Genomic DNA, 22,172 nt, shown 5'->3' with positions numbered 1-22,172 from the left:
GGTTTACGCTGGTAACGCGGGGTGGAGCAGCCCGGTAGCTCGTCAGGCTCATAACCTGAAGGCCGCAGGTTCAAATCCTGCCCCCGCAACCAAGCCTTCCAACCAAAATCCACGATCGCCGCCACCAAGCAGTCCGCTTCGCTCGGCATGCTACCTCATCAGCCTCCCGACCATTACCGAAAGGCGAGACGCGGCACAGAAAACCACAAAGCCTGCCCCCCGCGGCCACCGGCGCTAAACTATCCCACAATAGCCGAAAACTGCGATCCTGTGCGCCAGACCACTATGATCTGCGGCTGCTAAATCCGCGTCACAAGACACGAAACAGAGTCTGTTCGCGACGGACATCTTGCGCGCCGGAACCGATGAGATGTCACGGCGTTCTGCCGAAAATGTGAACATGGCCGTCTTTTCCTGTGGCGCACAATATGTCATCCGTTGCCGCCATGAGACTCTGGTCCCTTATCGCCCGCTTGCTCTCGATCCTTGCGATCCTGGGCTTTTTGACCGCTCCGATGGCTGCGCCGTCGGTCGTGGCCCTGACGGCCGAGGCGATGACACAGACGATGGACATGGGCGCAATGCCTGACGACATGCCCTGCTGCCCGGATCAGAAACAGTCTCTGCCCGACTGCCAGAAGTCCTGTCCGCTCGCGACCATTTGCATGGCCAAATGCGCTCCGGGTCTCGCGCATGGGGAATTTGCCCTGTTTCGCGTCGATCGTGGCGCCAATGTCGATCCGTACCGGGACCGGATGCGTGATCCGACGATCGGCGCGCCGCCGGATCGCCCTCCAAGAGCCTGATCTCAAGTCATCTTTGAAACACGCCGCACGGTTCAGCCGGACGCCGAATTGCGTCCGCTCGGATCCGATAGCCATCAATTTTGACCCCGAGGACGTGATCGGGAAGATCCGTCCCAATGAGATCGGAATCATGAACAAGACTTCTTTTTCGGGAGCAATGCTCCTCGCCGGCGTGCTGATCGCCGGTTCCGCCACCGTGTCCTTCGCATCCGCGCAGGACTATGAGTTCCAACCGGTTTCGACCGACGTCAAGCAGGGCCGGGGATCGCTGGTCTCCGTGCGTCTGGTTGACAAGCGGACCGGCAAGCCGGTTGCCGACGCGGTCATCTTCACCACCCGCATGGACATGGCTCCGGAAGGCATGGAGATGATGACGGCGCCCGTCGAGGCGGCGACATCGACGGAGCCAGGCGTCTACGTTTTCAAGACCGACTTCGCTATGGCAGGCAGCTGGCGTTTCAAACTCGCGGCCAAGGTCCAGGGTGAGCCGGATACCGTCCAGGGCGAGCTCGTTCTGAAGGCGAACCCTTGAACACGCCATCGCGTGTGGCAGCCACGCTCTCCCTCGCCGTATTGTTCGGCGGGGGAGGCTATTGGGCTGGCACGAACAACTTGGCCTCCATGGTCGGCCTCAATCTAGTGGAGGCGGCGCTCGCCACGCCCGCCGCTTCGGGGCGCGTTTCGACGGGCGCGATCGTCTATTATCGCCACCCCGACGGGCGCCCTCAATTCTCTGCGGCACCGAAGAACACAGATGACGGACGTCCCTTCGTCGCCGTGGATGCCAGCGAGGAGGTGAGCTTTGACGACAAGGCGAAGGCGCCCGCTACCTCCACAAAGACGGCGGACGCCGGAACTGCGGGCGAGACCGGCAAAGGCCGCATCCTCTATTATCGGAACCCAATGGGCCTGCCCGACACGTCGAAGGTTGCGAAGAAGGACTCGATGGGCATGGATTACATTCCCGTCTACGAGGGTGAGCAGTCCGACGCCTCGACCGTCAAGGTCTCGCTCGGCAAGCTGCAGCGCACGGGTGTGAAGACAGCCACGGCCGAGATGGCCAGCATCAGCCGCAAGGTTGAGGTGCCAGGCACTGTTACGCTCGACGAGCGCCTCGTCAGCGTGATCTCGATGCGAGCGGATTCCTTCGTCGACGACGTCGCCAACGTCACGACGGGCGATCATATCGGCAAGGGCGAGAAGCTCTTTCGCTTCTATTCAAGGGAGATCGCCACTGCCGCTTCCGAATACGCCGCCGGTCGCGATAGCTCCCGCGGTAGCGACGACGCTGGCTCGGCATTGCGCCTAAAGAACCTCGGTGTTCCGCAGGATGTGATCGACGATATCGCCCGGACACGTCAGGTGCCGACGAGCATGGCCTATACCGCCCCGCGCGACGGCGTCGTCCTCGAACGCATGGCGACCACGGGCATGATGGCGAAGCCCGGCGACACCTTATTCCGTATCGCGGACACCTCCGACATGTGGGCGATCGCCGACGTTCCGGAATACGACCTCGCGTCTGTGAAGATCGGCGGGAAGGCCGACGTTACCGTCCGCAGCCTCCCCGGCAGGACCTTCAGCGGCACCGTCGACCTCATCTACCCGGAAGTGGACATGCAGACGCGCACGACTAAGGTCCGTGTCGAGCTTCCCAATCCGGACGGCGTCCTGCTTTCCAACATGTACGCGGATGTCGAGATCGAAGCAGGAGCTCCCATGCCGGTCGTCGCGGTTCCCAATGGCGCGATCGTCGATACGGGCGACCGCCAGGTGGTGTTCATCGACAAGGGAGACGGACGATTCGAACCGAAGGACGTCAAGCTCGGCGTCCGTGGCGACGACAGGACGGAAATCCGGCAAGGCATCGCCGCCGGCGACAAGGTGGTCATCTCGGCCAACTTCCTGCTCGATGCCGAAAGCAACCTCAACGCGGCGCTGAGCGCCATGACCCCGGAGGAGGCCAAGCCATGATCTCGCGCGTCATCTCCTGGTCCGCCCACAATCTCGTCCTGATCTTCGTCGGCGCCGCGCTCGCCGTGGCGGGCGGCATCTATGCGCTGCGCTCCCTGCCGCTCGACGCCATCCCCGACCTCTCCGATGTGCAGGTCATCGTCTACACGGAATATCCCGGCCAGGCCCCGCAGGTGGTTGAGGATCAGGTCACCTATCCGCTGACGACGTCGATGCTGACGGTGCCGAAGTCGAAGGTCGTGCGCGGCTTCTCCTTCTTCGGCGTCTCCTTCGTCTACGTCATCTTCGACGATGGCACCGATCCCTATTGGGCGCGCAGCCGCGTGCTCGAATATCTAAACGCCGCGCAAAGCCGCCTGCCACAAGGCGTTACCCCGACCCTCGGCCCCGACGCGACGGGCGTCGGCTGGGTCTACGAATATGCCCTCGTCGCCAAGGAACTGTCGCTCGCCGAACTGCGGTCGCTGCAGGACTGGGTGGTGCGCTTCGGCGTGTCGAAGTCCGAGGGCGTCGCCGAGGTCGCAAGCGTCGGCGGCTTCGTGAAGCAATATTCCATCGTCGTCGATCCGGCCCGCCTGAAGGCGCAAGGGGTATCGCTGCAAGACGTCGCCAATGCCGTGCGCGCCAGCAACACCGATGTCGGCGGCCGAACGATCGAACTCTCCGAGTTCGAGTTCATGGTCCGCGGCCGCGGCTACCTGAAAGGCATCCCCGATATCGAGCGCATCGTACTGAAGAGCCAGAACGGCGTGCCGCTGAGGCTCGCCGACGTCGCCAGGGTGGAACTCGTCCCAGACGAGCGGCGCGGAATCACCGAACTCAATGGCGAGGGCGAAGTGGCGGGCGGCATCGTGCTGCAGCGTTTCGGAGCAAATGCCCTGACCGTGATCGACAATGCCAAGAAAAGCATGGACTCCATCAGGGGCAGCCTTCCGCTGGGTACGGAGGTCGTGCCCGTCTACGATCGCTCGACCCTGATCGAAGCGGCGATCGAGACCCTGAAGGGAACGCTGGTCGAGGAATCCATCGTCGTCGCGCTGGTGACGATCGCCTTCCTTCTGCATGTCCGGAGCGCGCTCGTCGCCATCGTCATGCTGCCGGTCGGCATCTTGATCGCCTTCATCGCCATGCGGCTGCTCGGCCTCGGCGCCAACATCATGAGCCTCGGCGGCATTGCCATCGCCATCGGCGCGATGATCGACGCGGCCATCGTCATGATCGAGAACGCTCACAAGCATCTTGAGCGGGCTCCACCGCACAAGCCCCGTGTCGAGATCCTCGTCGAGGCGGCGAGCGAGGTCGGGCCGGCGCTGTTCTTCAGCCTGCTGATCATCACCGTGTCCTTCCTGCCGATCTTTACGCTGGAATCGCAGGAAGGCCGCCTGTTCGGCCCGCTCGCCTTCACCAAGACCTTCTCGATGGCGGCCGCGGCGCTGTTGTCGGTGACACTCGTTCCCGCCCTGATGGTCGTCTTCGTCCGCGGGCATATCGTGCCCGAACAGAAGAATCCGGTGAACCGCATTCTTATCTGGCTCTACCGCCCGGTCATCTCCGGCGTCCTGAAGGTGAAGACGCTGACGATCGCCATTGCGGTCCTAATCCTGGCGGCGACCGTCTGGCCGGCGCAACACGTCGGCAGCGAGTTCATGCCCAATCTCGACGAGGGCACGCTGATGTACATGCCGACGACGCTGCCCGGCATCTCCGTCACCAAGGCGGCCGAACTGATGCAGACACAGGACCGCATCATCAAGTCCTTCCCGGAAGTCCAGACGGTGTTCGGCAAGGCCGGCCGGGCACTGACGGCCACCGATCCGGCTCCGACGGAGATGTTCGAGACGATCATCCAGTTGAAGCCGAAGTCGGAATGGCGGCCGGGCGTGACCGTCGACAGCCTGAAGCACGAGATGGATGCTGCGCTGCAGTTCCCCGGCGTGTCGAACGCCTGGACGATGCCGATCCGCGGCCGCATCGACATGTTGTCGACCGGCATCAGGACGCCGGTCGGCGTCAAGGTCTACGGCACCGATCTCGGAGAGATGGAGAAGGTGGCGCGGCAGATCGAAAGCATGTTGAAAACGATACCCGGAACTTCGAGCGCCTATGCTGAACGAGTGATCGGCGGCTACTACCTCGACATCGTCCCGGACCGCACCGCACTCGGCCGCTACGGACTGACCATCAACGATGTCCAGGACGTCATAGGCATGGCGCTTGGCTCCGAGGTCGTCACCTCGACCGTCGAGGGCCGCGAGCGCTACGGCGTCGCCGTCCGCTACCCCCGGGCCTTCCGAAGCGACCCGCAGTCGATCGCCCGCGATGTCCAGATATCGCTGCCGGGCGGCGGAACGGTTCCGCTCGGCGAGGTGGCCGACGTCAAGCTCACCCGCGGTGCGACGACGGTCCGCACGGAAAACGGCCAACTTGCCGTCTACGTCTATGTCGACATCGCAGGCCGCGATCTCGGCGGATATGTCGCAGAAGCTCAGCAGGCGGTGGCAAAAAGCGTGACACTGCCGCCGGGCTACTCCGTCGCCTGGAGCGGCCAGTTCGAATATCTGCAGCGGGCCGAGGCGCGGCTTGCGATCGTCGTGCCGCTGACACTGGCTCTGATCTTCCTGCTGCTCTACCTGAACTTCAAGGCGCTGACCGAGACGATGATCGTCATGCTGTCGCTGCCCTTCGCACTGGTCGGCGGCATCTGGCTGATGTGGTGGATGGGCTTCAACGCCTCGGTGGCGGTCGCCGTCGGCTTCATCGCCCTTGCGGGCGTGGCGGCAGAGACGGGGGTGATCATGCTGATCTATCTCGACCACGCCATGAAGGAGCAGCGCGAAGCCTGCGAGAAGGAAGGGCGATCCTTCTCCAAACTGGACCTCAACCGGGCCATCATGGTCGGGGCGGTCGAACGTGTCCGGCCAAAGATGATGACGGTCGTCGCCATCATGGCCGGCCTCGTGCCAATCCTCTGGCGGACCGGCACCGGATCGGAGATCATGCAGCGCATCGCCGTGCCGATGATCGGCGGCATGGTTTCCTCGACGCTGCTGACGCTGATCGTCATCCCGGCCGTCTATGGCCTCGTCAAGGGATGGCGGCTGCCGATATCGTCCGCGGAGAGCGGGTTCGTCGAGCAAGACGAGGGCGGTCTCGAGGCAGCCGAATGAAAGGAGGATGCGATGATGAACGATATGATGGGCAGCGGCATGATGTGGGGCATGGGCCTCGCGGGTCTGCTCGGAATCGTCGTGGTCGTTCTGGTGATCGCGGCGCTGATTAAATATCTGTTCTTCCGGTGAAGTCTTCGCCCGTGTCGTGGACCGACGGTCCACGCCGCGGGCGTCCGGATTCTGCAAGCATTGGGCGATTCGCGCTCGCGCCGTGAAAATATTGTGCTTTTCCTCGGTCGAAACAGTTTTCGGGTGGGCCGTAGACGGCGTTTCAGGTCATATGCGTCACTGTCAGCGGCGTAGCGGATTCGCCGTGATCGGGCGAAAGGCGGCGGGGCCGTTTCAACGATCCGGTCCGGTTCCAGCGAGAGGATATAGACATGGCCAAGACGGCGCGAGGTGTGCAGAAAGATTACGTCTACAAGATCGCGAATTCTCCTGTCGGACGGTTGAAGCTCGTCGCCAGTCACGAGGGCTTGGCGGCGATTCTCTGGGATATCGACCGGCCGAACCGTGTCCCGCTGAATATCGTCGCAGCGGATGAGAGCCATCCGGTTCTCATCGAGACGGAACGGCAATTGCGGGAATATTTCGTCGGCGAACGAAAGGTTTTTGATCTTCCGCTCGATTTTGCCGGCACCGAGTTTCAAAGGAAGGTGTGGCAGGCGCTGCTCACCATTCCCTTTGGAGAGACGCGCTCCTATGCCGAGATTGCCGCGCAGATCGGTGCGCCCAAGGCGATACGCGCGGTTGGCGCGGCCAATGGCAGGAATCCGATATCCATCATCGCGCCGTGCCATCGCGTTATCGGATCGGCGGGGGACCTGAGGGGATTTGCCGGTGGCCTGGAGCGGAAGACCTATCTTCTGGGTTTTGAAGGTTCAGAAACCAAGACGTTCAATTTTGCGGCGTGACGGATTGGCTGCACTCGGTCTGAGGAAACGTCCGGTCATCGCGATTATCTGGGTGGGCACCAGACCCGCCAAACTCGGCCATATCGACAATGTCAGGACTATTAGCGAGATTAGTCTGAACAGCCCGCGTGTGGAACCAAGCAGGCTATTTTTGTTTTCGGCCTCTGACCATGCGCGAAACGGCCGGCTCGATTGTTGTCAAGCCGGCCATAGGCTTCTGTCAGCCCTCAAGCCACTTCACCTGCTCCGGCGTCAACTTGATGTCGAGCGCTGAGAGGCTGTCTTCCAGCTCGGCGATCGTGCGCGGTCCGATCAGCGGGATGACCGGGAAGGGCTGGGCGACGACATAGGCGAGCGCGATGTGGATAGGGTTGCGGCCAAGCTTCTGCGCCAGTTCGATCGCCCGGTCCCGACGGCCGAAATTTCGGTCGGAATACCAGACGCGCACCAGTTCCTCTTCATTCCGCTTGTCGCGGCCGGCACGGTCGGTGAAGAAGCCGCGGCCCTGGCTTGACCAGGCGAAGTTCGGGATATGCTTGGCATTGAGCCAGGCTTTCCATTCGTCGTCGGAGGCGGCGACGCATCCGGCCCAGATCGGGTCGAGCATTTCCGCCAAAGAGAAGTTGTTGGAAAGAGCGGCAGGCGCCGCCTTGCCATTCTTCTCGGCATAGGCGATCGCCTCGTCGAAACGAGCCCGGGTCCAGTTGGAGCCGCCGAAAATGCCGCGGATGCGGCCGGCCTTGACCTCGGCATCCATGGCATCGACGAATTCGCCAACCGGAACGGCCGTGTTGTCGCGATGCATGAAATAGATATCGACATAGTCGGTCTTCAGCCGGTTCAGCGATTGGTCGAGCTGTTTGCCGATCATGTCCGGATAGCAAAGCGGCGAATGCGCACCCTTGCCGATCAGCACGATCTCCTCGCGCGGCACGTTGCGGCTGGTATGCCAGTCGCCGAAAATGCTCTCCGTCTTGCCGCCGCCATAGACATAGGCCGAATCGAAGACGTTTCCTCCAGCCTCATAGAAGGCGTCGAGCGTCAGCGAGGCGGCGGCGAAATTCGGGAAGAACTCGAAGCCGAGCGTGACGATCGAGGCCGGCTTGGCAATGCCGGGAATGCTGCGTTTCGGAATGCTGTTGCCCTTGGTGACCGCCGCGCCGGCGATGTTCGTCGTCCGTCGCGTCGCCTTCTCGACCTCGTATTCGAGGCCGACAGAAGCGCGCCATTGGTCGAGAACGCGCAGGTTGCCGATCGAGTCTGCCCAGCCGATGCCCGGATAGGCAAATTCCGGCCGGCCGGCGCGGATGGCCTCGCCGGCGGCATCGACTTCGAAGGAATAGAGCCAGCCGTCCTCCTTGACCTCGATCGTCTGCGTCTCGGCGCCCTTGATGAGTTCGATCTTGCCGATGCCGCCCTTGTGGCCGCAGGCAAACCAGAAATCTTTGACTTCCAGACGGCCGTCCGAGCCGATGATGCGCAGCGTGTTGTCCTGGTTCGCCATGATCGAGCAGGAGACTTCGGCGATGATCTCGTTCGGGAATTTCAGCACCGCCGAAGCCCATTCGTCGACACCGGTCTGGCCGAGATGGGCAACGCCCGAGACCTTTTCCGGATCGAGGAACGGCTTGCCTTCAACGGCACCGGCAATCAGCCGCGCCATTGATACCGGGTAGCCGCCGACATCCAGAATACCGCCGCCAGCGGTGTCGTTGGCAAACAGCCGGTGCTCCGGCTTGACCGTGCCCATGTTGAAGCCGAAGGAAGAGCGGATGATGCGGATTTCGCCGATCACGCCGCTCTTCACCAGCTCGACCAGCTTCGCCGTCTGCGGATGGACGCGGTACATGAAGGCTTCGCCGGCAAAGACGCCGGCCTTCTTGGCTTCGTAATAGATCGCCTCGGCGTCATAGGCCGACAGCGCGATCGGCTTTTCGACGAGCACATGCTTGCCGGCGCGGATCGCCTTGATGGCCCATTCGGCATGGCCCGTATGCGGCGTGGCGATATAGATGGCATCGATTTCTTTATCGATCAGCAGCGCTTCGTAACCGTCCACGATGCGCGCGCCTGGGAAATTATCGCCAAGGCCCGGCTTCTCGGGATTGCGGCTGGCGATCGCCACCAGTTTGCCGGTGCGCGAATGGGCAACGCCGTCGGCGAAGGTCTGGGCGATCTTGCCGGGGCCGATAATTCCCCAGCGGATGGGTGCGTTTGTACTCATGAAACGGTCCTTTCGTAAATCTGCATGCTGTCCTGGGAGGGGTAAGGGGATGGCGCCTATCGCAAGCGTTTGCCGGCGCCGTCGAAGAGGAATGTCTTGGCTGCGGAGAGTGCGACGGTCAGCGTGTCGCGATTATTGGTGTTGCGGGATTCCTCCCGCTCGATGACGATCTGCTCGCCGCCGGCGATGTTGGCGTAGATGTAGCTGGTATTGCCGAGATGTTCGGCGACGTCGACATCGACGGTCATGTCGATATCGCCGCGGCCGGCCTCGAGAAAATGTTCGGGTCGGACGCCGAGCGTCACCGTCTGGCCGGTTTCGACCGGAGCCGTGGTGACCGGCAGCGACAGGCGGACGTCGCGCAGGCTCTGCAGGGCCACCGTCACGCTGCCATCTTGCTTGCCAACAACCTCGGCCGGCAGGAAATTCATCTTCGGCGAGCCGACGAAGCCGGCGACGAACTGATTAGCGGGATTGTCGTAGAGATCGAGCGGCGCGCCGATCTGTTCGATATTGCCGCCGCGTAGAACAACGATCTTGTCGGCAAGCGTCATCGCCTCCGTCTGGTCGTGCGTCACATAGATCATCGTGGTGCCGAGCTTCTTGTGAAGGCGCGAGATCTCGACGCGCATCTGCACGCGCAGTTCGGCGTCGAGATTGGAAAGGGGTTCGTCGAACAGGAAGATCTGCGGCTCGCGTACGATGGCGCGGCCGATGGCGACGCGCTGGCGCTGGCCGCCGGAAAGCTGCTTCGGTCGACGTTGCATCAGCTCGGTGATCTGCAGGATCTCGGCCGCCTGTTTGACGCGCCGGTCGGTATCCGCCTTCGGGTTGCCGTTCATGCGCAGGCCGAAGCTGAGATTCTGCTCGACCGTCAGGTGCGGATAAAGCGCGTAGGACTGGAACACCATGGCGATGCCGCGATCGGCCGGCTCGACATCGTTGACAGTACGTCCGCCGATGCGGATGTCGCCGCCGGAAATGTCCTCCAGGCCGGCAATCATGCGCAGTAGCGTGGACTTGCCGCAGCCGGATGGGCCGACGAAGACGACGAACTCGCCGTCCTTCACTTCGAGATTGGCGCCGTGGATGATCTCAAGGGCGCCGTAGCGCTTGACGACATTGGCGAGGGACAGTTCTGCCATACGGGATCTCCCGGAATTATTTGATTGCGCCGGCGGCAATGCCGGCGATGAAGTGGCGTTGCAGGAGAACGAAGACGATCAGGATCGGCGCCGTCAGCATGACCGCGCCGGCCATGATGCCGCCCCAGGAGACCTTGGTAAGGCCGATAAGCGTTCCCAAGGCTACCGGCGCCGTCATCATGCCTGGTTTGGAATTGATCAGCAGCGGCCAGAGGTAGTTGTTCCAGGAGACCAGGAACAGGATGATGGCGAGCGCGGCCATGGTCGGCCGCGCCAGCGGCAGGGCGATGCGCAGGAATATCTGCCACTCCTTGACACCCTCGACCCGGGCAGCGTCGAAAAGCTCGCCCGGCATCATCGAAAAGGCCTGGCGCATGAAGAGCACGCCTAGCGAGTTGAAGAGCGGCGGCACGATCAGCGCGATCCAGGTATTCGCCAGCTTGAAGTCGCGCGCCACCATGATGAATTGCGGAATGACGACGACTGAATAGGGCAGCGTGATCGTTCCGAGAATGATGCCGATCACAATGGACTGGCCAAGGAAGCGGTAGCGGGCAAGCGCCCATCCGGCCATCGAGGTCAGGAGAACCGACAGGAAGGTATAGATAACCGCAACGCCGATGGAGATCGTCAGCGCGCCGAAAAAGTTGGTGTCGGCTTGCAGATTCCGGACATTGTCGAAGAAGCCCGTCGACGGGGTCAGGATGATATCCGGGCTGAAAATGCCGTAGTCCGGCATCGTGGAGAAGATGAACATCATCCAGAGCGGAAACAGCCAGATAATGGCAAGTGGCGTCAGCAGGGCGTGCAGAGCGACCGATCGCATCAGAGTGGATTTGGACTTGGATTTCATTTCGGTTCGCGCCCCACCCAGAGATTGAGAAGAGAGATGGCTACGGCGAGCGCCGCCATGGTGTAGGCAATGGCCGAGGCGTAGCCGAAGTTCAGCGACTGGAAACCCTGGCGATAGAGCAAGAGGCCGAGCGTTTCCGTCGCACCGCCTGGACCGCCGCGATTGGTGATCAGGAAGGGCTCGGTGAAGAGCTGCATCGTACCGATGACCGATAGCACCACGCAAAAGAGGATGATCGGCTTCAACAGCGGCAGGGTAATGTAGAAGAATTGCTTGATGCGGCTGACACGGTCGAGCGTGGCGGCCTCATAGACATCCTCCGGGATCGATTGCAGCCCGGACAGGATGATGATCGCGTTGTAGCCGGACCAGCGCCAGGTCACGGCGATGATAATGAGCAGCATGGCGGCATGCGCTTCGGAAAACCAGGAAACCGGTGCGATACCGATGCCGCCCAGCAGCTTGTTGATGATGCCGAAATCCACATTGAACATCAGCCGGAAGACTGCGGCATAGGCCACTTCGCCGACCACGACGGGAGCGAAGAAGGCAAAGCGGAACAGGCTTTGCGCCTTCAGAAGCGGCGAGTTCAGCAGCACCGCCATGACGGTGGCGAGCGAGATCATCACCGGAACCTGAATGACCAGGATGATCAGCGTGTTTGCGAGAGCGTTGTAGAAGGCCGGGTCGCCGAACAGGCGTCCCCAGTTGATCGAGACGCTGAATACCCATGGATTGACGCGCGTGTTCTGAAACGAGATCAGGAACGAATAGATGATCGGCCAGATCCAGAAGGTGGCGAACACCAGGAAATAGGGTGCAAGGAACGCATAGGCGCTCCGGTTTCGCAACCGCATGAATGCCTTCTCCTTTTATGCCTAGCGAATCGGCGTATGAAGCCATATCCCCGCCGCCGCCTCCGAGGCGGCGGGGATGCCGGGCGCGTCGGAACGCGGCCGGCTGTATAACTCACTTGGCGATCGGAAGTCCGGTTGCGGAAGCGATCTGCTGGGCAGCGTCGGCAAGCGCGGTCTTTCCATCCGGATAGCCGCCGGCGAGGTATTTCGTCTGTACTGCCTTGAAGACGGCGTCGGCATCGCTGAAATACTGGGTGCCCGGGCTGGGGCTGATCTTCGGCAGAGTTCCGAGGATATCGATCCAGATCTTCTGGTTGTCATAATAGGGCAGCGGCTCGTTGACGAAGGGGTCCTTCACGGCTGACAGCAGCGACGGCACGAGGCCGAAGGACTTCAGCATGGTAACCTGCCCTTCATTGGTGCCGAGCGCGTAGTTGACAAACTTCCAGGCGGCTTCCTTGTTCGGCGAATTGTTGGCGATTGCCAACGAAGAACCGCCGAGATTGGCAGCATGCTGGCCGTCGGCCGTCATGCTCGGCATCAGATAGACGCCCCATTTGCCCGAGAGATCCGGCGATGTGGAGCGGATGGTGCCGTCATACCAGCCGCCATACATCTGTGTCGCGACCTTGCCAGCCGTGTTGGACTGCACCTTTTCAGACCAGTTGGCGGCGGTCAGGGTGCCGGCGTCCTTCATCGCCTTGACCTTGTCGAGCGCTGCGATGCAGGCCGGCTGGTTGATGGTGATGTTCTGGCCGTCGGCCGAAAAATAGCCACAACCCTGCTCGTTGGCGAGCATGCGGAACCATTCGCTATCGCCGTTCAGGTCGGCCTGCGACATCACCACACCCGGATTGGCGGCGGAGATCTTTTTGCCGGCGGCGATGAAATCGTCCCATGTCTTGATCGATGCCGGATCGATGCCGGCGTTCTTGTAGAAATCGCGACGATAGAACATGGCGACCGGACCGGAATCCCACGGCATGGCGAAGGCGGCATCGCCGACTTCAAGCTCGGCGCGCTTGAAATCCGGGAATTGCTTTTTGATGTCGTCGGTATAGCCCAGCTTCGTCAGATCAGTCAGGCAGTCCGGGAAACGGTTCCAGAAGATCGCGGCCTTATGATTTTCGATCGACATGACGTCAGGCAGTCCTTCGCCGCCAGCCGCGCAGGCAGCCAGCATCTTGTCGAAGACCTGCGGATTGCCGATGTCCTGCACATCGACCTTGATATCCGGATATTTCTTGTTGAAGCCCTCGAGCGTGGATTTCAGCGCCGATGCGGCGACGTTCCAGCTCCAGACGGTGATGGTGGTTTGCGCGGCAAAGGCAGAGCCGGTGGCAAACAACGCGACGAGTGCCGTCGCGCCAAGAAGTTTTAAGCGCATTGAAAATCCTCCCTTTTCAATTGCCGTCCTCTAGCGAACGCGCTTAAACTAACTCTCGGTGCGCTTCTGTCTCCTAAAAAAGGAACATCGACTTGGCGGAAAGTAAGGTAGGTCATCGTGCGGTTTATCAGCCGGGTGCGAGCAGCATCGAGGGGCTGCCGACGACCCTGCAGATGTTTCATTCCCATCCGCCCCCGATGGTGAAGCCGCATTGGCATGCCCAGGTCGAAGTGAATTACCTGATACGCGGCACGGTTCACTACCGTATGAATGACCATGAAATTCAGCTCAACGCCGGCGATATCTGCCTGTTCTGGGGTGGGCAACCCCACCAGATGGATGATTCGTCAGAGGATTCGATTTATGCCGGCGCGCATTTGCCGCTGGTGCATTTCTTCCGTATGCGCCTGCCGCTCGATATTTCCGGCCGCCTGATGCGGGGCGAAACTCTGGTGACTTCAGCAACGGACTCTGCCGACCACGAGAATTTCGCTCGCTGGTATCGCTACGCCCGCTCCGGCGATCCGGCCAAGGCCGAACATGCCGTCGCCGAACTCCTGCTGCGCCTGGAGCGCATCGCCTTCGAGCCCTATCGCATGCTGCCGGAAAAGGGGGAGTATGAGCCGAACGAGCACGTCCATCCGCAATCCTCGCGCAGCCTGGCGCGCATGTGCGATTTCATCGCGGGCAATTTCCTGCACGATATCGATACGGTCGATATTGCCAGGGCGGCGGATCTGCATCCGAAATATGCGATGAACCTCTTCAAGAAATGCACCGGCATGACGCTCAGCAAATATGTCAACCTGCTGCGCCTGTCGCGTGCTCAGGCGATGCTGATGCGCGAGGGCGCCAACGTGTTGCAGGTGGCTATGGACAGCGGCTTCGGCTCGATCAGCGCCTTCAACAAATCCTTCCGTCACATCGCCGGCATGTCGCCTTCGGATTTCCGCCGGGACATGCGAATGGTGACAGCAATGAGCGTCGAAGGTGCCCAGCCCTCCCTGCGCCGATCCGCCTCGCAATTCTAGGCGCCGGCCTCTTGCCGTTGCCGCCGATATGGCGCACTCCTCAGAACATATTGTTTGGAGGAGATTTTCATGCGGCAATTTTCGGCATGTATCGAATGGCTGTTCGCCCGCGAAGGCGATAATTTTGCCGACCGCATCCGAATGGCGCATCGGGCGGGCTTGAATGCAGTCGAGTTCTGGCGCTGGACGAACAAGGATCTGGACGCAATCGCATCGGCGGTAGCGGAGACCGGCATCGCCGTTTCGGGCCTGGTCGCCGAACCGATGATCGCGCTGACGAATCCGGCGAATAAGGAGAGGTGGCTGGAAGGGCTTCAGCGATCCGTCACCGTTGCTCAGCGCCTGGGCGCTCCGGTTTTGATCGCGCAGGCGGGTGACGATCTGCCTGAATTTTCGCGTGCCACGCAGCGCTCAGCACTAATCTCCGCCCTGAGCGCGGGCGCCGACATTCTGAAGGGCTCGGGCGTACGCCTCGGCCTTGAGCCCCTGAACACCCGGATCGATCATGTCGGCTACTATTTGTCCTCGACGACGGAAGGCTTGGATATCGTCGACGAGGTCGGCCGGCCGGAAATCGGCATCGTCTATGATATCTACCACTCGGCCGTGATGGGCGAGCGGACGGAGGATGTAATCGGCGGGCGCGTCGATCGCATCGTGCACGTCCATGTCGCCGATCACCCCGGCCGCAACGATCCCGGCACCGGCGGGATCGATCTGCTCGATCGTCTGAACTGGCTGTTTGACCACGGCTATCGCGGCAGGGTCGGTCTCGAATACAGGCCGTTGACGCAGGATCCCGAGGCGGTTCGCGCGGTGGTGACGTCGCTTTCGGCTTGACGGTCAGACGGGCTCGAGCACGCCGAGGACGGCGACCAGGGCGATGACGGCGATACCGAGAACGACCTCGGCAATAGCGCCGAGGCGGATGGCGCTCAAAGCCCGCGCCCGATCACCCCGGATGCGAGGCACGAAGACATAGCGGTTGACGATCGCGAGCAGGCTCATGCCGGCGACAAGCGCGATTTTGATGGCGAGCTGCGCCTGATAGGGGGACGACCAGTCGGTCGGCAGGCGTCGGAGAACCAGCATGGTATTGATGATGCCGGAAACGATGACCAGCGCCACGGCGCCATGTCCGACAGTGGAGAAGCGCCGAAGCGCCAGCAGCGCCTGCTCCCGGCATTCTGGCGTATTCAAAAGCCGAAGAATGGGGATCAGCGGCAGCAAAGCGCCCAGCCAGCCGCCGCCGGTCAGGAGATGAAGGATATCGTTGCCGCGGTGCGCCAGCTTCAGCCAGCCCTCATGCATCGAAGCATGTCCGGTCAGCGTCAGCGCTGCAAGCCCGAGACCGGAGCCCAGAGCCACGACGGGAAGGCGCCAATCTTTCGACGCCAGGAAAGCGAGAACGAGGATGATGGCCGCAGCGGCTTGCGCCTGCCAGGCTTGGCCGACCGTCGTTTCGAACAGGACGTCGTGGATCGCGCCGGCGTTGAAAGCATCGCTCCAGCCGTTGCCGATAGTCGCTGTTTCAAGCGGCAGCGAGGCGACGGTCGCAAGGCCGGCGATCAGCGCGGTAAGGAGGGGTCCGGCGCCGAACATGCGCCAGACCCTGCCCGCGAGCGCCTTTGGCACCAGAAGGCAGAGAAAGGCCGAGGCGCCCCATAGAAGCATCAGGGATGCATCGTGAAAAAAGCGGCACGCCTGGAGCGCTGAGTTGGGGTCGATCAAGGTTTTACTGTGAACGTGTAGCTGCCATTGGTCTTATGGCCATCGGTGGAAAGGGCATGCCATTCGACGGTGTAGGTGCCGGCGCCAAGCGTTTCGGAGACGGGAACCATCAACACGGTGTCGCTCGGCATCAGCATGGGTTCGCCGAGCTTGACGGCGGCCTTGTCGGGGCCGGTCACCTTGATGCCGGAGAATTTCAAGTTCAGGCCCTCGGTGAAGGTAAGATCCAGTTCGCTGGGCGAGCTCTTGACCGTACTCTTGTCCGCAGGGGTCGCAGACACCAGCTGCGCATGCGCAAGAGCCTGGCCGGCAAGGCCGATAGCGAGAATGGCGGCGAGGCCGAGCCTGATAATGATTTTGGTCATGAAAAGTCCTTCTGCCGGATCACCGAGCGCGATAGAATTGTGGACATGTTGTGTCAACTTTCATTATGAGGAATGGCTGCGTTCGGGACGCTTTGCCGCAAGGCGATTCTTTAATTGGTCACTTCCATCGGTATAGACGTCGGGCGGAAGCGTTTATTCCGGTGTTCGGCAAAGAATAGTCGCTTTTCGATTATTTCTGCTTACGACGGTCAGAGCGCTCGGGATGGTGACATTTCGATGAGGGAATTTCATGGCGGCAAATACCATACGCGAGAAAACGACTCGCGGCTTCAACCAACGTCGGCGTCGCGAGCGGCTCGATATCCTGGACATGCCGACCTATGTAATCGGCGACGTACATGGCCGCTACGACCTGCTCAGTGCGCTGGAGCGCAAGATTTTCGCCGATGCTGCCGAGCTGCCCGGCGGCAAGCTGATTGTCATGCTTGGTGATTATATCGATCGCGGTCCAGCCTCGGCGCAAGTCGTCAGCCGGCTGATGGCGCCGCTGCCGAATGGTTTCGACCGGATCTGCCTCACTGGCAATCATGAAATGGCCATGCTCGCCTATGCCGATGGTGAAATATCCCTGGACGACTGGGTGGCGCTTGGCGGTGAGGCGACGCTGAATTCCTATGGCGTCGATATCCAAACGTTGCGGCAGCAATATCCCCGACAGAAAAAACTCGACACTTTCATACGGACCTGGCTACCCGACGATCATCTCAATTTTCTCCGACGGCTGCCGATCCTGCTGGATACGCCGCAGGTGCTGTTCGTCCATGCCGGTATTGATCCCGAGCGGACGATCGCGGCGCAGGATGATGACGACCTCGTTTTCATCCGCTCGCGCTTCTACGACAGCGCGCAGCCGCTGCCGAAGCTGATTATCCACGGCCATACGCCGGTGAAGCAAGCCGAGGCGCATGGGCTTCGGCTCAACATAGACACCGGGGCCTTCCGTTCCGGAAAGCTGACGGCGGCGCGTCTGTGGCAAGGCCACATCCACGTCACCTCGACCTGATGCTCTGGCCGATGCCGAACTGGCTTACACATTTCCGATGCAGAGATATTTCATTTCGAGATAGTCGTCGGCACCGTGACGCGAGCCTTCGCGGCCGAGGCCGGATTGTTTGATGCCGCCAAAAGGCGCCGTCTCCGAAGACATCAGGCCTGTGTTGATGCCGACCATGCCGTATTCCAGCGCTTCGGCAACCCGCCAGACCTTCTTGAGGTCGCCGGCGAAGAAATAGGCGGCGAGGCCGAATTCGGTGTCGTTCGCCTGGGCAATCACATCATCCACCGTCTCGAAGCGGAAGAGCGGCGCGACCGGACCGAATGTTTCCTCGCGGGCAACCTTCATGCTCCGGTCGATGCCGGTCAGGATGGTCGGTGCGAAGAAGGTGCCGGCGCCTTCGATGCGCTTGCCGCCGGTGAGCACCTTTGCGCCCTTCGACACGGCGTCGCGAACATGATCCTCGACCTTGGCGATGCCCTGTTCGTCGATCAGCGGGCCGATCGTGACGCCGGGCTTGAACCCGTCCCCGACCGCTAGCTCCGCCACCTTGGCGGCGAGCTTGGCAGCAAAGGCATCGTAGACACCGGACTGCACGTAGATCCGGTTGGCGCAGACACAAGTCTGGCCGGCATTGCGGTACTTCGAAGCCAATGCCCCTTCGACGGCAGCGTCGAGATCGGCGTCGTCGAAGACGATGAAAGGTGCATTGCCGCCGAGTTCCAGGCTGACTTTCTTGATCTGGTCGGCGCATTGGCGCATGAGGATGCGCCCGACCTCGGTCGAACCGGTGAAGCTGATCTTGCGCACCTTGGCATTGCTGCACAGCTCCTGGCCGATCGCCGGACCGTCGAGGCCGACGATGACGTTGAAGACACCTGCCGGAATGCCCGCCTTCTCGGCCAACGCCGCCAGCGCGATCGCCGACAGCGGCGTCTGCTCGGCGGGCTTCGAAACCACGGTGCAGCCGACAGCGAGCGCCGGCGCGATCTTGCGGGTGATCATCGCCGCCGGGAAATTCCAGGGCGTGATCGTGCCGACCACGCCGACGGGCTGTTTAATGACGATCATGCGCTTGTCGGTGGACGGGGCGGGAATCGTTTCGCCATAGATGCGTTTGGCTTCCTCCGCATACCATTCGACATAGGCGGCGGCGTAAAGGATTTCTCCCTTGGCCTCCGTGAGCGGTTTGCCCATTTCGGCCGTCAGGATGGCAGCCAGTTCATCGGCATTGGCAATTATTAGGTCGAACCACTTGCGCAGGATGGTGCTGCGTTCCTTGGCCGGGCGGGCGGCCCAGGCAGCTTGAGCTGCATGGGCAGCGTCGATCGCAGCCTTGGTTTCGGCGGCGCCCATGTCGGGAAGCGTAGCGAGCACCTCGCCGGTCGCCGGATTGACGACATCGAAGGTTTTCGTGGCATCGCCCGCCGTCCAGACGCCGTTGATGTAGCCGGCGGCGCGCAGGAAAGGCGACGAGAAGGGGACATGCCTGGTCATTGCGGTCGTAAACGACATGGTATCTCTCCAAAGAAGAGTTTTTCGCCCGTCGGACAGGCGGGTCGTGAAGAATCGGGGTGTGAGTACCGTTATTTGGCGGCGCTCGCTTCCAGGATTGAAGCTTCCAGGATGTCGAGCGCTTCGCTGAAGACTTCGTCCTGAATGGTCATCGGCGACAGGAAGCGGATGACGTTGCCGAAGACGCCGCAGGTGAGCAGGATCAGGCCCTTTTCGAGCGCGATCAGCCGCACCTTGTTGGCAAATTCCGCGCTCGGCAGCTTCGTCGCGATATCGTTGAACTCGACGGCATTCATGAAGCCGGGGCCGCGGATATCGACGATTTCCGGCACCCTGTCGCGCAGCGATTCCAGCCGTTGTTTCAGCCGGGAGCCGAGCTGATTGGCGCGGTTGCAGAGGTCCTCATCGACGATGACGTCGAGCACTGCATGGGCGGCGGCGATGCCCAGCGGATTGCCGCCATAGGTGCCGCCGAGACCGCCCGGTCCCGGCGCGTCCATGATCTCGGCCCGGCCGGTAACGGCGGCAAGCGGAAAACCGCCGGCGAGGCTTTTTGCCATGGTCATAAGATCGGCAGCGACCTCATGATGGTCCATGGCAAACAATTTGCCGGTACGCGCAAAGCCCGTCTGCACTTCATCGGCGATCAGCAGAATGCCGTGCTGGTCGCAGAGTTCGCGCAATGCCTTCATGAATGAGGCGGGCGCCGGATAAAAACCGCCTTCGCCCTGCACCGGCTCGATGATGATGGCGGCGACCCGTTGCGGATCGACATCGGCGGCAAACAGCTTCTTCAGCGCCGCCAGCGATTGTTCGGCGGTGACGCCATGCAGCGGCACGGGGAAGGGCGCATGGAAGACATCGCCCGGCATCGAGCCGAAGCCGACCTTGTAGGGCACGACCTTGCCGGTCAGCGCCATGCCCATGAAAGTCCGACCGTGGAATCCGCCGCCGAACGCAATGATGGCCGAGCGGCCGGTGGCGGCACGGGCAATCTTCACGGCATTTTCGACAGCTTCTGCGCCAGTGGTGACGAAAATGGTCTTCTTGGCGAAATCGCCCGGTGTCAGCGCATTGAGGCGTTCGGCAAGGTGCACATAGCTTTCATAAGGCACGAGCTGATGGCAGGTGTGAGTGAAGCGGTCCAACTGTTCCTTGACGGCAGCGATGACGCGCGGATGGCGGTGGCCGGTGTTGACGACCGCGATGCCGGAAGCAAAATCGATATAGCGGCGTCCCTCTTTGTCCCAGATCTCCGCATTCTCAGCCCGGTCGGCGTAAACCTGCGTGAGCATGCCGACGCCGCGGGAAATGGCTGCATTTTTCCGGTCTGTGAGGGTTGTCGCGGGCATCGTTGCGCTCCAAGGGGGAATCTAGCTTATCTTGCAGAATTTCTGCAAAGAATATATAAAACTCCTACATTTTTCCTGCAAGATATCAAGTGAGATCTTGTGCGGATGACAAGAATGCAATCGACCAGTCACGCAACCGGCCGATCCGTGCTAAGCAATTCAAAAGACTGAAATTAGGGACTATTGGCGATGAACAGCAACAGGCCTGTGCGCTACAAGGTGGCGGAGGCGGCGCGTCTGGCGGGCGTGTCGGCCTCGACGCTGCGACTCTGGGAAAGCCAGGGCCTGGTCGTCCCCAGCCGCTCCGAGGCGGGGCATCGGCAATACAGCGCCGAGGACGTGGCGCGGCTGAAGCGGATTTCCTGGTTTCGCGCCGAGCGCGGGCTCAATCCCGCGGCGATCCGCGAAGCGCTGGAAACGGAGGATGCCCCTGGGGATGGTGGAGAGCTAGCCGTTCTCTCAGGCATCGGCCGCAAGCTCAGGTCATTGCGCCACGCCGCGGGCAAGACGCTGGAGCAGGTCTCCGCGGACATGGGGATGACATCGTCGACGCTATCGACACTGGAGCGAACTTCGCAAGGCGTGAGCTTCAAGACCCTCCACGATCTCGCCGATTACTATGGCACGACCGTCTCACGGCTGTCGGGCGAGGAGCGTGATGACGTTCCGGCGCTGATCCGATCGGGGGAATGGCGGGCCTGGCCGGAAACGACGCCCGGGGTCACCGTCCAGTTGCTCGCCGAGGGAAAGACTATGATGGATTGCCATCGCTTTGTGCTGGCGCCTGGGGCGGCGAGCGAGGGCGCCTACCGCCATGACGGCGAAGAGTTCATCCATTTGCTGTCGGGCCGGCTGGAACTGGTGCTCGACAGCGATCAGTTTTTCGATCTTTCGCCCGGCGATTCGCTCTATTTCGAAAGCCGCCGCTATCATTCCTGGCGCAACCGTCATGACGGCGAGACCATATTGCTCTGGATCAACACGCCGCCGACATTTTAAGCCCGCGCAGTATCGTTATCTCCTTGTCTGTTCTATAGAACAGGGCTGAAAAGAATTCAGACGATAAAGAGCCAGGAGAGTTTCATGGCCGCCACCATCCGTTATCACGAAGGGGATATTTCCGCCGCCGATGCTGCCCGCTACACCGGCGCCATAGCGATCGATACCGAAACGCTCGGCCTTATCCCCCGCCGCGACCGGCTCTGCGTCGTGCAGCTTTCGCCGGGCGACGGCACCGCTGACGTGATCCGCATTGCCGCCGGCCAGAAGGAGGCGCCGAATCTCGTCGCCATGCTCGCCGATCCCACACGCCAGAAGATCTTTCATTACGGCCGCTTCGATATCGCCGTGCTGTTCCATACTTTCGGCGTGACGGCCGCGCCGGTTTTCTGCACTAAGATCGCCTCGCGCCTCTGCCGCACTTATACTGACCGGCATGGTCTCAAGGACAATCTCAAGGAGATGCTCGAGGTCGATATTTCCAAGGCGCAGCAGTCTTCCGACTGGGCGGCTGCGACGCTTTCGCCGGCGCAATTAGAATATGCCGCCTCTGACGTGCTTTATCTGCATGCACTCCGCGACAAGCTAACGGAGCGCCTGGTACGCGACGGCCGCATCGAGCACGCCAATGCCTGCTTCACCTTTCTGCCGACCCGGGCGAAGCTCGATCTCCTCGGCTGGGAGGAGACCGATATTTTCGCGCATAGCTGATTGGCTGTGTGAAGAGCGAATTGAACGTGAAAGCCGGTGCCGCGGACTGGGCGCCGGCTTTATAGTTAGCAATCTGTTAAGGGGCGTCCTGCTATTCTATCCCTGATTTCATGCATTCGACCG

General features: G+C 61.4%; 19 protein-coding genes and 1 tRNA gene. 11 read left to right on the top strand and 9 right to left on the bottom strand.

Annotated elements, in window-relative coordinates:
• The first annotated feature begins 15 nt into the window (after positions 1 to 15).
• The 6 genes from PY649_RS22150 (at position 16) to PY649_RS22125 (ending at position 6,864) form a co-directional block, all read left to right on the top strand.
• Positions 16 to 92, top strand: a tRNA-Met gene (locus tag PY649_RS22150).
• 336 nt (positions 93 to 428) lie between these two features.
• A complete protein-coding gene (locus PY649_RS22145) occupies positions 429 to 806 on the top strand; it encodes a hypothetical protein (RefSeq protein ID WP_285870848.1) in 378 nt (125 codons plus the stop codon).
• A gap of 130 nt (positions 807 to 936) precedes the next feature.
• The gene (locus PY649_RS22140) at positions 937 to 1,338 is read left to right on the top strand and encodes a FixH family protein (RefSeq protein ID WP_285870847.1); all 402 of its coding nucleotides are present in this window, start codon (positions 937 to 939) and stop codon (positions 1,336 to 1,338) included.
• Positions 1,335 to 2,780: an efflux RND transporter periplasmic adaptor subunit gene (locus PY649_RS22135; RefSeq protein WP_285870846.1), complete on the top strand. Its 1,446-nt coding sequence runs from the start codon at positions 1,335 to 1,337 to the stop codon at positions 2,778 to 2,780. The genes PY649_RS22140 and PY649_RS22135 overlap by 4 nt, the downstream gene beginning before the upstream one ends.
• Positions 2,777 to 5,947: an efflux RND transporter permease subunit gene (locus tag PY649_RS22130; RefSeq protein ID WP_285870845.1), complete on the top strand. Its 3,171-nt coding sequence runs from the start codon at positions 2,777 to 2,779 to the stop codon at positions 5,945 to 5,947. The genes PY649_RS22135 and PY649_RS22130 overlap by 4 nt, the downstream gene beginning before the upstream one ends.
• 383 nt (positions 5,948 to 6,330) lie before the next feature.
• Positions 6,331 to 6,864, top strand: a complete 534-nt coding sequence (locus PY649_RS22125; protein ID WP_285870844.1) for a methylated-DNA--[protein]-cysteine S-methyltransferase — start codon at positions 6,331 to 6,333, stop codon at positions 6,862 to 6,864.
• Between the two features lie 220 nt (positions 6,865 to 7,084).
• On the opposite strand, the gene PY649_RS22120 is transcribed toward PY649_RS22125, so the two are convergent.
• From PY649_RS22120 to PY649_RS22100, 5 genes are all read right to left on the bottom strand, one after another.
• Positions 7,085 to 9,088, bottom strand: coding sequence for an aldo/keto reductase (locus tag PY649_RS22120; RefSeq protein WP_285870843.1), 2,004 nt, complete (start codon positions 9,086 to 9,088; stop codon positions 7,085 to 7,087).
• 56 nt (positions 9,089 to 9,144) lie between these two features.
• The gene (locus PY649_RS22115) at positions 9,145 to 10,233 is read right to left on the bottom strand and encodes an ABC transporter ATP-binding protein (protein WP_285870842.1); all 1,089 of its coding nucleotides are present in this window, start codon (positions 10,231 to 10,233) and stop codon (positions 9,145 to 9,147) included.
• 16 nt (positions 10,234 to 10,249) lie between these two features.
• A complete protein-coding gene (locus PY649_RS22110) occupies positions 10,250 to 11,086 on the bottom strand; it encodes a carbohydrate ABC transporter permease (protein WP_285870841.1) in 837 nt (278 codons plus the stop codon).
• Positions 11,083 to 11,943: a carbohydrate ABC transporter permease gene (locus PY649_RS22105; protein WP_285870840.1), complete on the bottom strand. Its 861-nt coding sequence runs from the start codon at positions 11,941 to 11,943 to the stop codon at positions 11,083 to 11,085. The genes PY649_RS22110 and PY649_RS22105 overlap by 4 nt, the downstream gene beginning before the upstream one ends.
• Before the next feature lie 112 nt (positions 11,944 to 12,055).
• Positions 12,056 to 13,330: an ABC transporter substrate-binding protein gene (locus PY649_RS22100; protein WP_285870839.1), complete on the bottom strand. Its 1,275-nt coding sequence runs from the start codon at positions 13,328 to 13,330 to the stop codon at positions 12,056 to 12,058.
• Positions 13,331 to 13,416: 86 nt separating this feature from the next.
• On the opposite strand from PY649_RS22100, the gene PY649_RS22095 reads away from it, so the two are divergent.
• Both PY649_RS22095 and PY649_RS22090 read left to right on the top strand, forming a co-directional pair.
• Positions 13,417 to 14,361, top strand: coding sequence for a helix-turn-helix domain-containing protein (locus tag PY649_RS22095; protein ID WP_285870851.1), 945 nt, complete (start codon positions 13,417 to 13,419; stop codon positions 14,359 to 14,361).
• 69 nt (positions 14,362 to 14,430) lie between these two features.
• Positions 14,431 to 15,201 carry a TIM barrel protein gene (locus PY649_RS22090; protein WP_285870838.1) on the top strand — a complete coding sequence of 257 codons (771 nt, stop codon included), beginning with the start codon at positions 14,431 to 14,433 and terminating at the stop codon, positions 15,199 to 15,201.
• A gap of 3 nt (positions 15,202 to 15,204) precedes the next feature.
• Here the strand turns inward: PY649_RS22090 and copD are convergent, their stop codons facing one another.
• Positions 15,205 to 16,092 carry a copper homeostasis membrane protein CopD gene (copD, locus tag PY649_RS22085; protein WP_285870837.1) on the bottom strand — a complete coding sequence of 296 codons (888 nt, stop codon included), beginning with the start codon at positions 16,090 to 16,092 and terminating at the stop codon, positions 15,205 to 15,207.
• Positions 16,089 to 16,457: a copper homeostasis periplasmic binding protein CopC gene (copC, locus tag PY649_RS22080; RefSeq protein WP_285870836.1), complete on the bottom strand. Its 369-nt coding sequence runs from the start codon at positions 16,455 to 16,457 to the stop codon at positions 16,089 to 16,091. Before copC ends, copD begins: the two co-directional genes overlap by 4 nt.
• Before the next feature lie 250 nt (positions 16,458 to 16,707).
• Here copC and PY649_RS22075 point away from each other — a divergent pair, with 250 nt between their 5' ends.
• On the top strand, positions 16,708 to 17,481 hold the full coding sequence (locus PY649_RS22075) for a metallophosphoesterase (RefSeq protein ID WP_285870835.1): 774 nt from the start codon (positions 16,708 to 16,710) through the stop codon (positions 17,479 to 17,481).
• Positions 17,482 to 17,505: 24 nt separating this feature from the next.
• Here the strand turns inward: PY649_RS22075 and PY649_RS22070 are convergent, their stop codons facing one another.
• Together PY649_RS22070 and PY649_RS22065 are read right to left on the bottom strand one after the other, a co-directional pair.
• Positions 17,506 to 18,987, bottom strand: coding sequence for an NAD-dependent succinate-semialdehyde dehydrogenase (locus PY649_RS22070; protein ID WP_285870833.1), 1,482 nt, complete (start codon positions 18,985 to 18,987; stop codon positions 17,506 to 17,508).
• 71 nt (positions 18,988 to 19,058) lie between these two features.
• Positions 19,059 to 20,339, bottom strand: coding sequence for a 4-aminobutyrate--2-oxoglutarate transaminase (locus tag PY649_RS22065; RefSeq protein WP_285870832.1), 1,281 nt, complete (start codon positions 20,337 to 20,339; stop codon positions 19,059 to 19,061).
• Positions 20,340 to 20,528: 189 nt separating this feature from the next.
• Between PY649_RS22065 and PY649_RS22060 the strand changes: the two genes are divergently transcribed.
• Entirely contained in the window at positions 20,529 to 21,338 is an 810-nt protein-coding gene (locus PY649_RS22060) for a MerR family transcriptional regulator (RefSeq protein WP_285870830.1), read from the top strand.
• A gap of 84 nt (positions 21,339 to 21,422) precedes the next feature.
• Positions 21,423 to 22,049 carry a ribonuclease D gene (locus PY649_RS22055; protein ID WP_285870829.1) on the top strand — a complete coding sequence of 209 codons (627 nt, stop codon included), beginning with the start codon at positions 21,423 to 21,425 and terminating at the stop codon, positions 22,047 to 22,049.
• Positions 22,050 to 22,172 lie beyond the last annotated feature (123 nt).

This window comes from Rhizobium mayense (assembly GCF_030272705.1).
Classification (GTDB): Bacteria; Pseudomonadota; Alphaproteobacteria; order Rhizobiales; family Rhizobiaceae; genus Rhizobium; species Rhizobium mayense.
This window is presented reverse-complemented; position numbering and strand designations above follow the sequence as displayed.

Coding starts and splice junctions, on each gene's coding strand:
- PY649_RS22145 (WP_285870848.1), top strand. CDS start 429: ATGTCATCCGTTGCCGCCATGAGACTCTGGTCCCTTATCGCCCGCTTG.
- PY649_RS22140 (WP_285870847.1), top strand. CDS start 937: ATGAACAAGACTTCTTTTTCGGGAGCAATGCTCCTCGCCGGCGTGCTG.
- PY649_RS22130 (WP_285870845.1), top strand. CDS start 2,777: ATGATCTCGCGCGTCATCTCCTGGTCCGCCCACAATCTCGTCCTGATC.
- PY649_RS22125 (WP_285870844.1), top strand. CDS start 6,331: ATGGCCAAGACGGCGCGAGGTGTGCAGAAAGATTACGTCTACAAGATC.
- PY649_RS22120 (WP_285870843.1), bottom strand. CDS start 9,088: ATGAGTACAAACGCACCCATCCGCTGGGGAATTATCGGCCCCGGCAAG.
- PY649_RS22115 (WP_285870842.1), bottom strand. CDS start 10,233: ATGGCAGAACTGTCCCTCGCCAATGTCGTCAAGCGCTACGGCGCCCTT.
- PY649_RS22110 (WP_285870841.1), bottom strand. CDS start 11,086: ATGAAATCCAAGTCCAAATCCACTCTGATGCGATCGGTCGCTCTGCAC.
- PY649_RS22105 (WP_285870840.1), bottom strand. CDS start 11,943: ATGCGGTTGCGAAACCGGAGCGCCTATGCGTTCCTTGCACCCTATTTC.
- PY649_RS22100 (WP_285870839.1), bottom strand. CDS start 13,330: ATGCGCTTAAAACTTCTTGGCGCGACGGCACTCGTCGCGTTGTTTGCC.
- PY649_RS22090 (WP_285870838.1), top strand. CDS start 14,431: ATGCGGCAATTTTCGGCATGTATCGAATGGCTGTTCGCCCGCGAAGGC.
- copC (WP_285870836.1), bottom strand. CDS start 16,457: ATGACCAAAATCATTATCAGGCTCGGCCTCGCCGCCATTCTCGCTATC.
- PY649_RS22075 (WP_285870835.1), top strand. CDS start 16,708: ATGGCGGCAAATACCATACGCGAGAAAACGACTCGCGGCTTCAACCAA.
- PY649_RS22070 (WP_285870833.1), bottom strand. CDS start 18,987: ATGTCGTTTACGACCGCAATGACCAGGCATGTCCCCTTCTCGTCGCCT.
- PY649_RS22065 (WP_285870832.1), bottom strand. CDS start 20,339: ATGCCCGCGACAACCCTCACAGACCGGAAAAATGCAGCCATTTCCCGC.
- PY649_RS22060 (WP_285870830.1), top strand. CDS start 20,529: ATGAACAGCAACAGGCCTGTGCGCTACAAGGTGGCGGAGGCGGCGCGT.
- PY649_RS22055 (WP_285870829.1), top strand. CDS start 21,423: ATGGCCGCCACCATCCGTTATCACGAAGGGGATATTTCCGCCGCCGAT.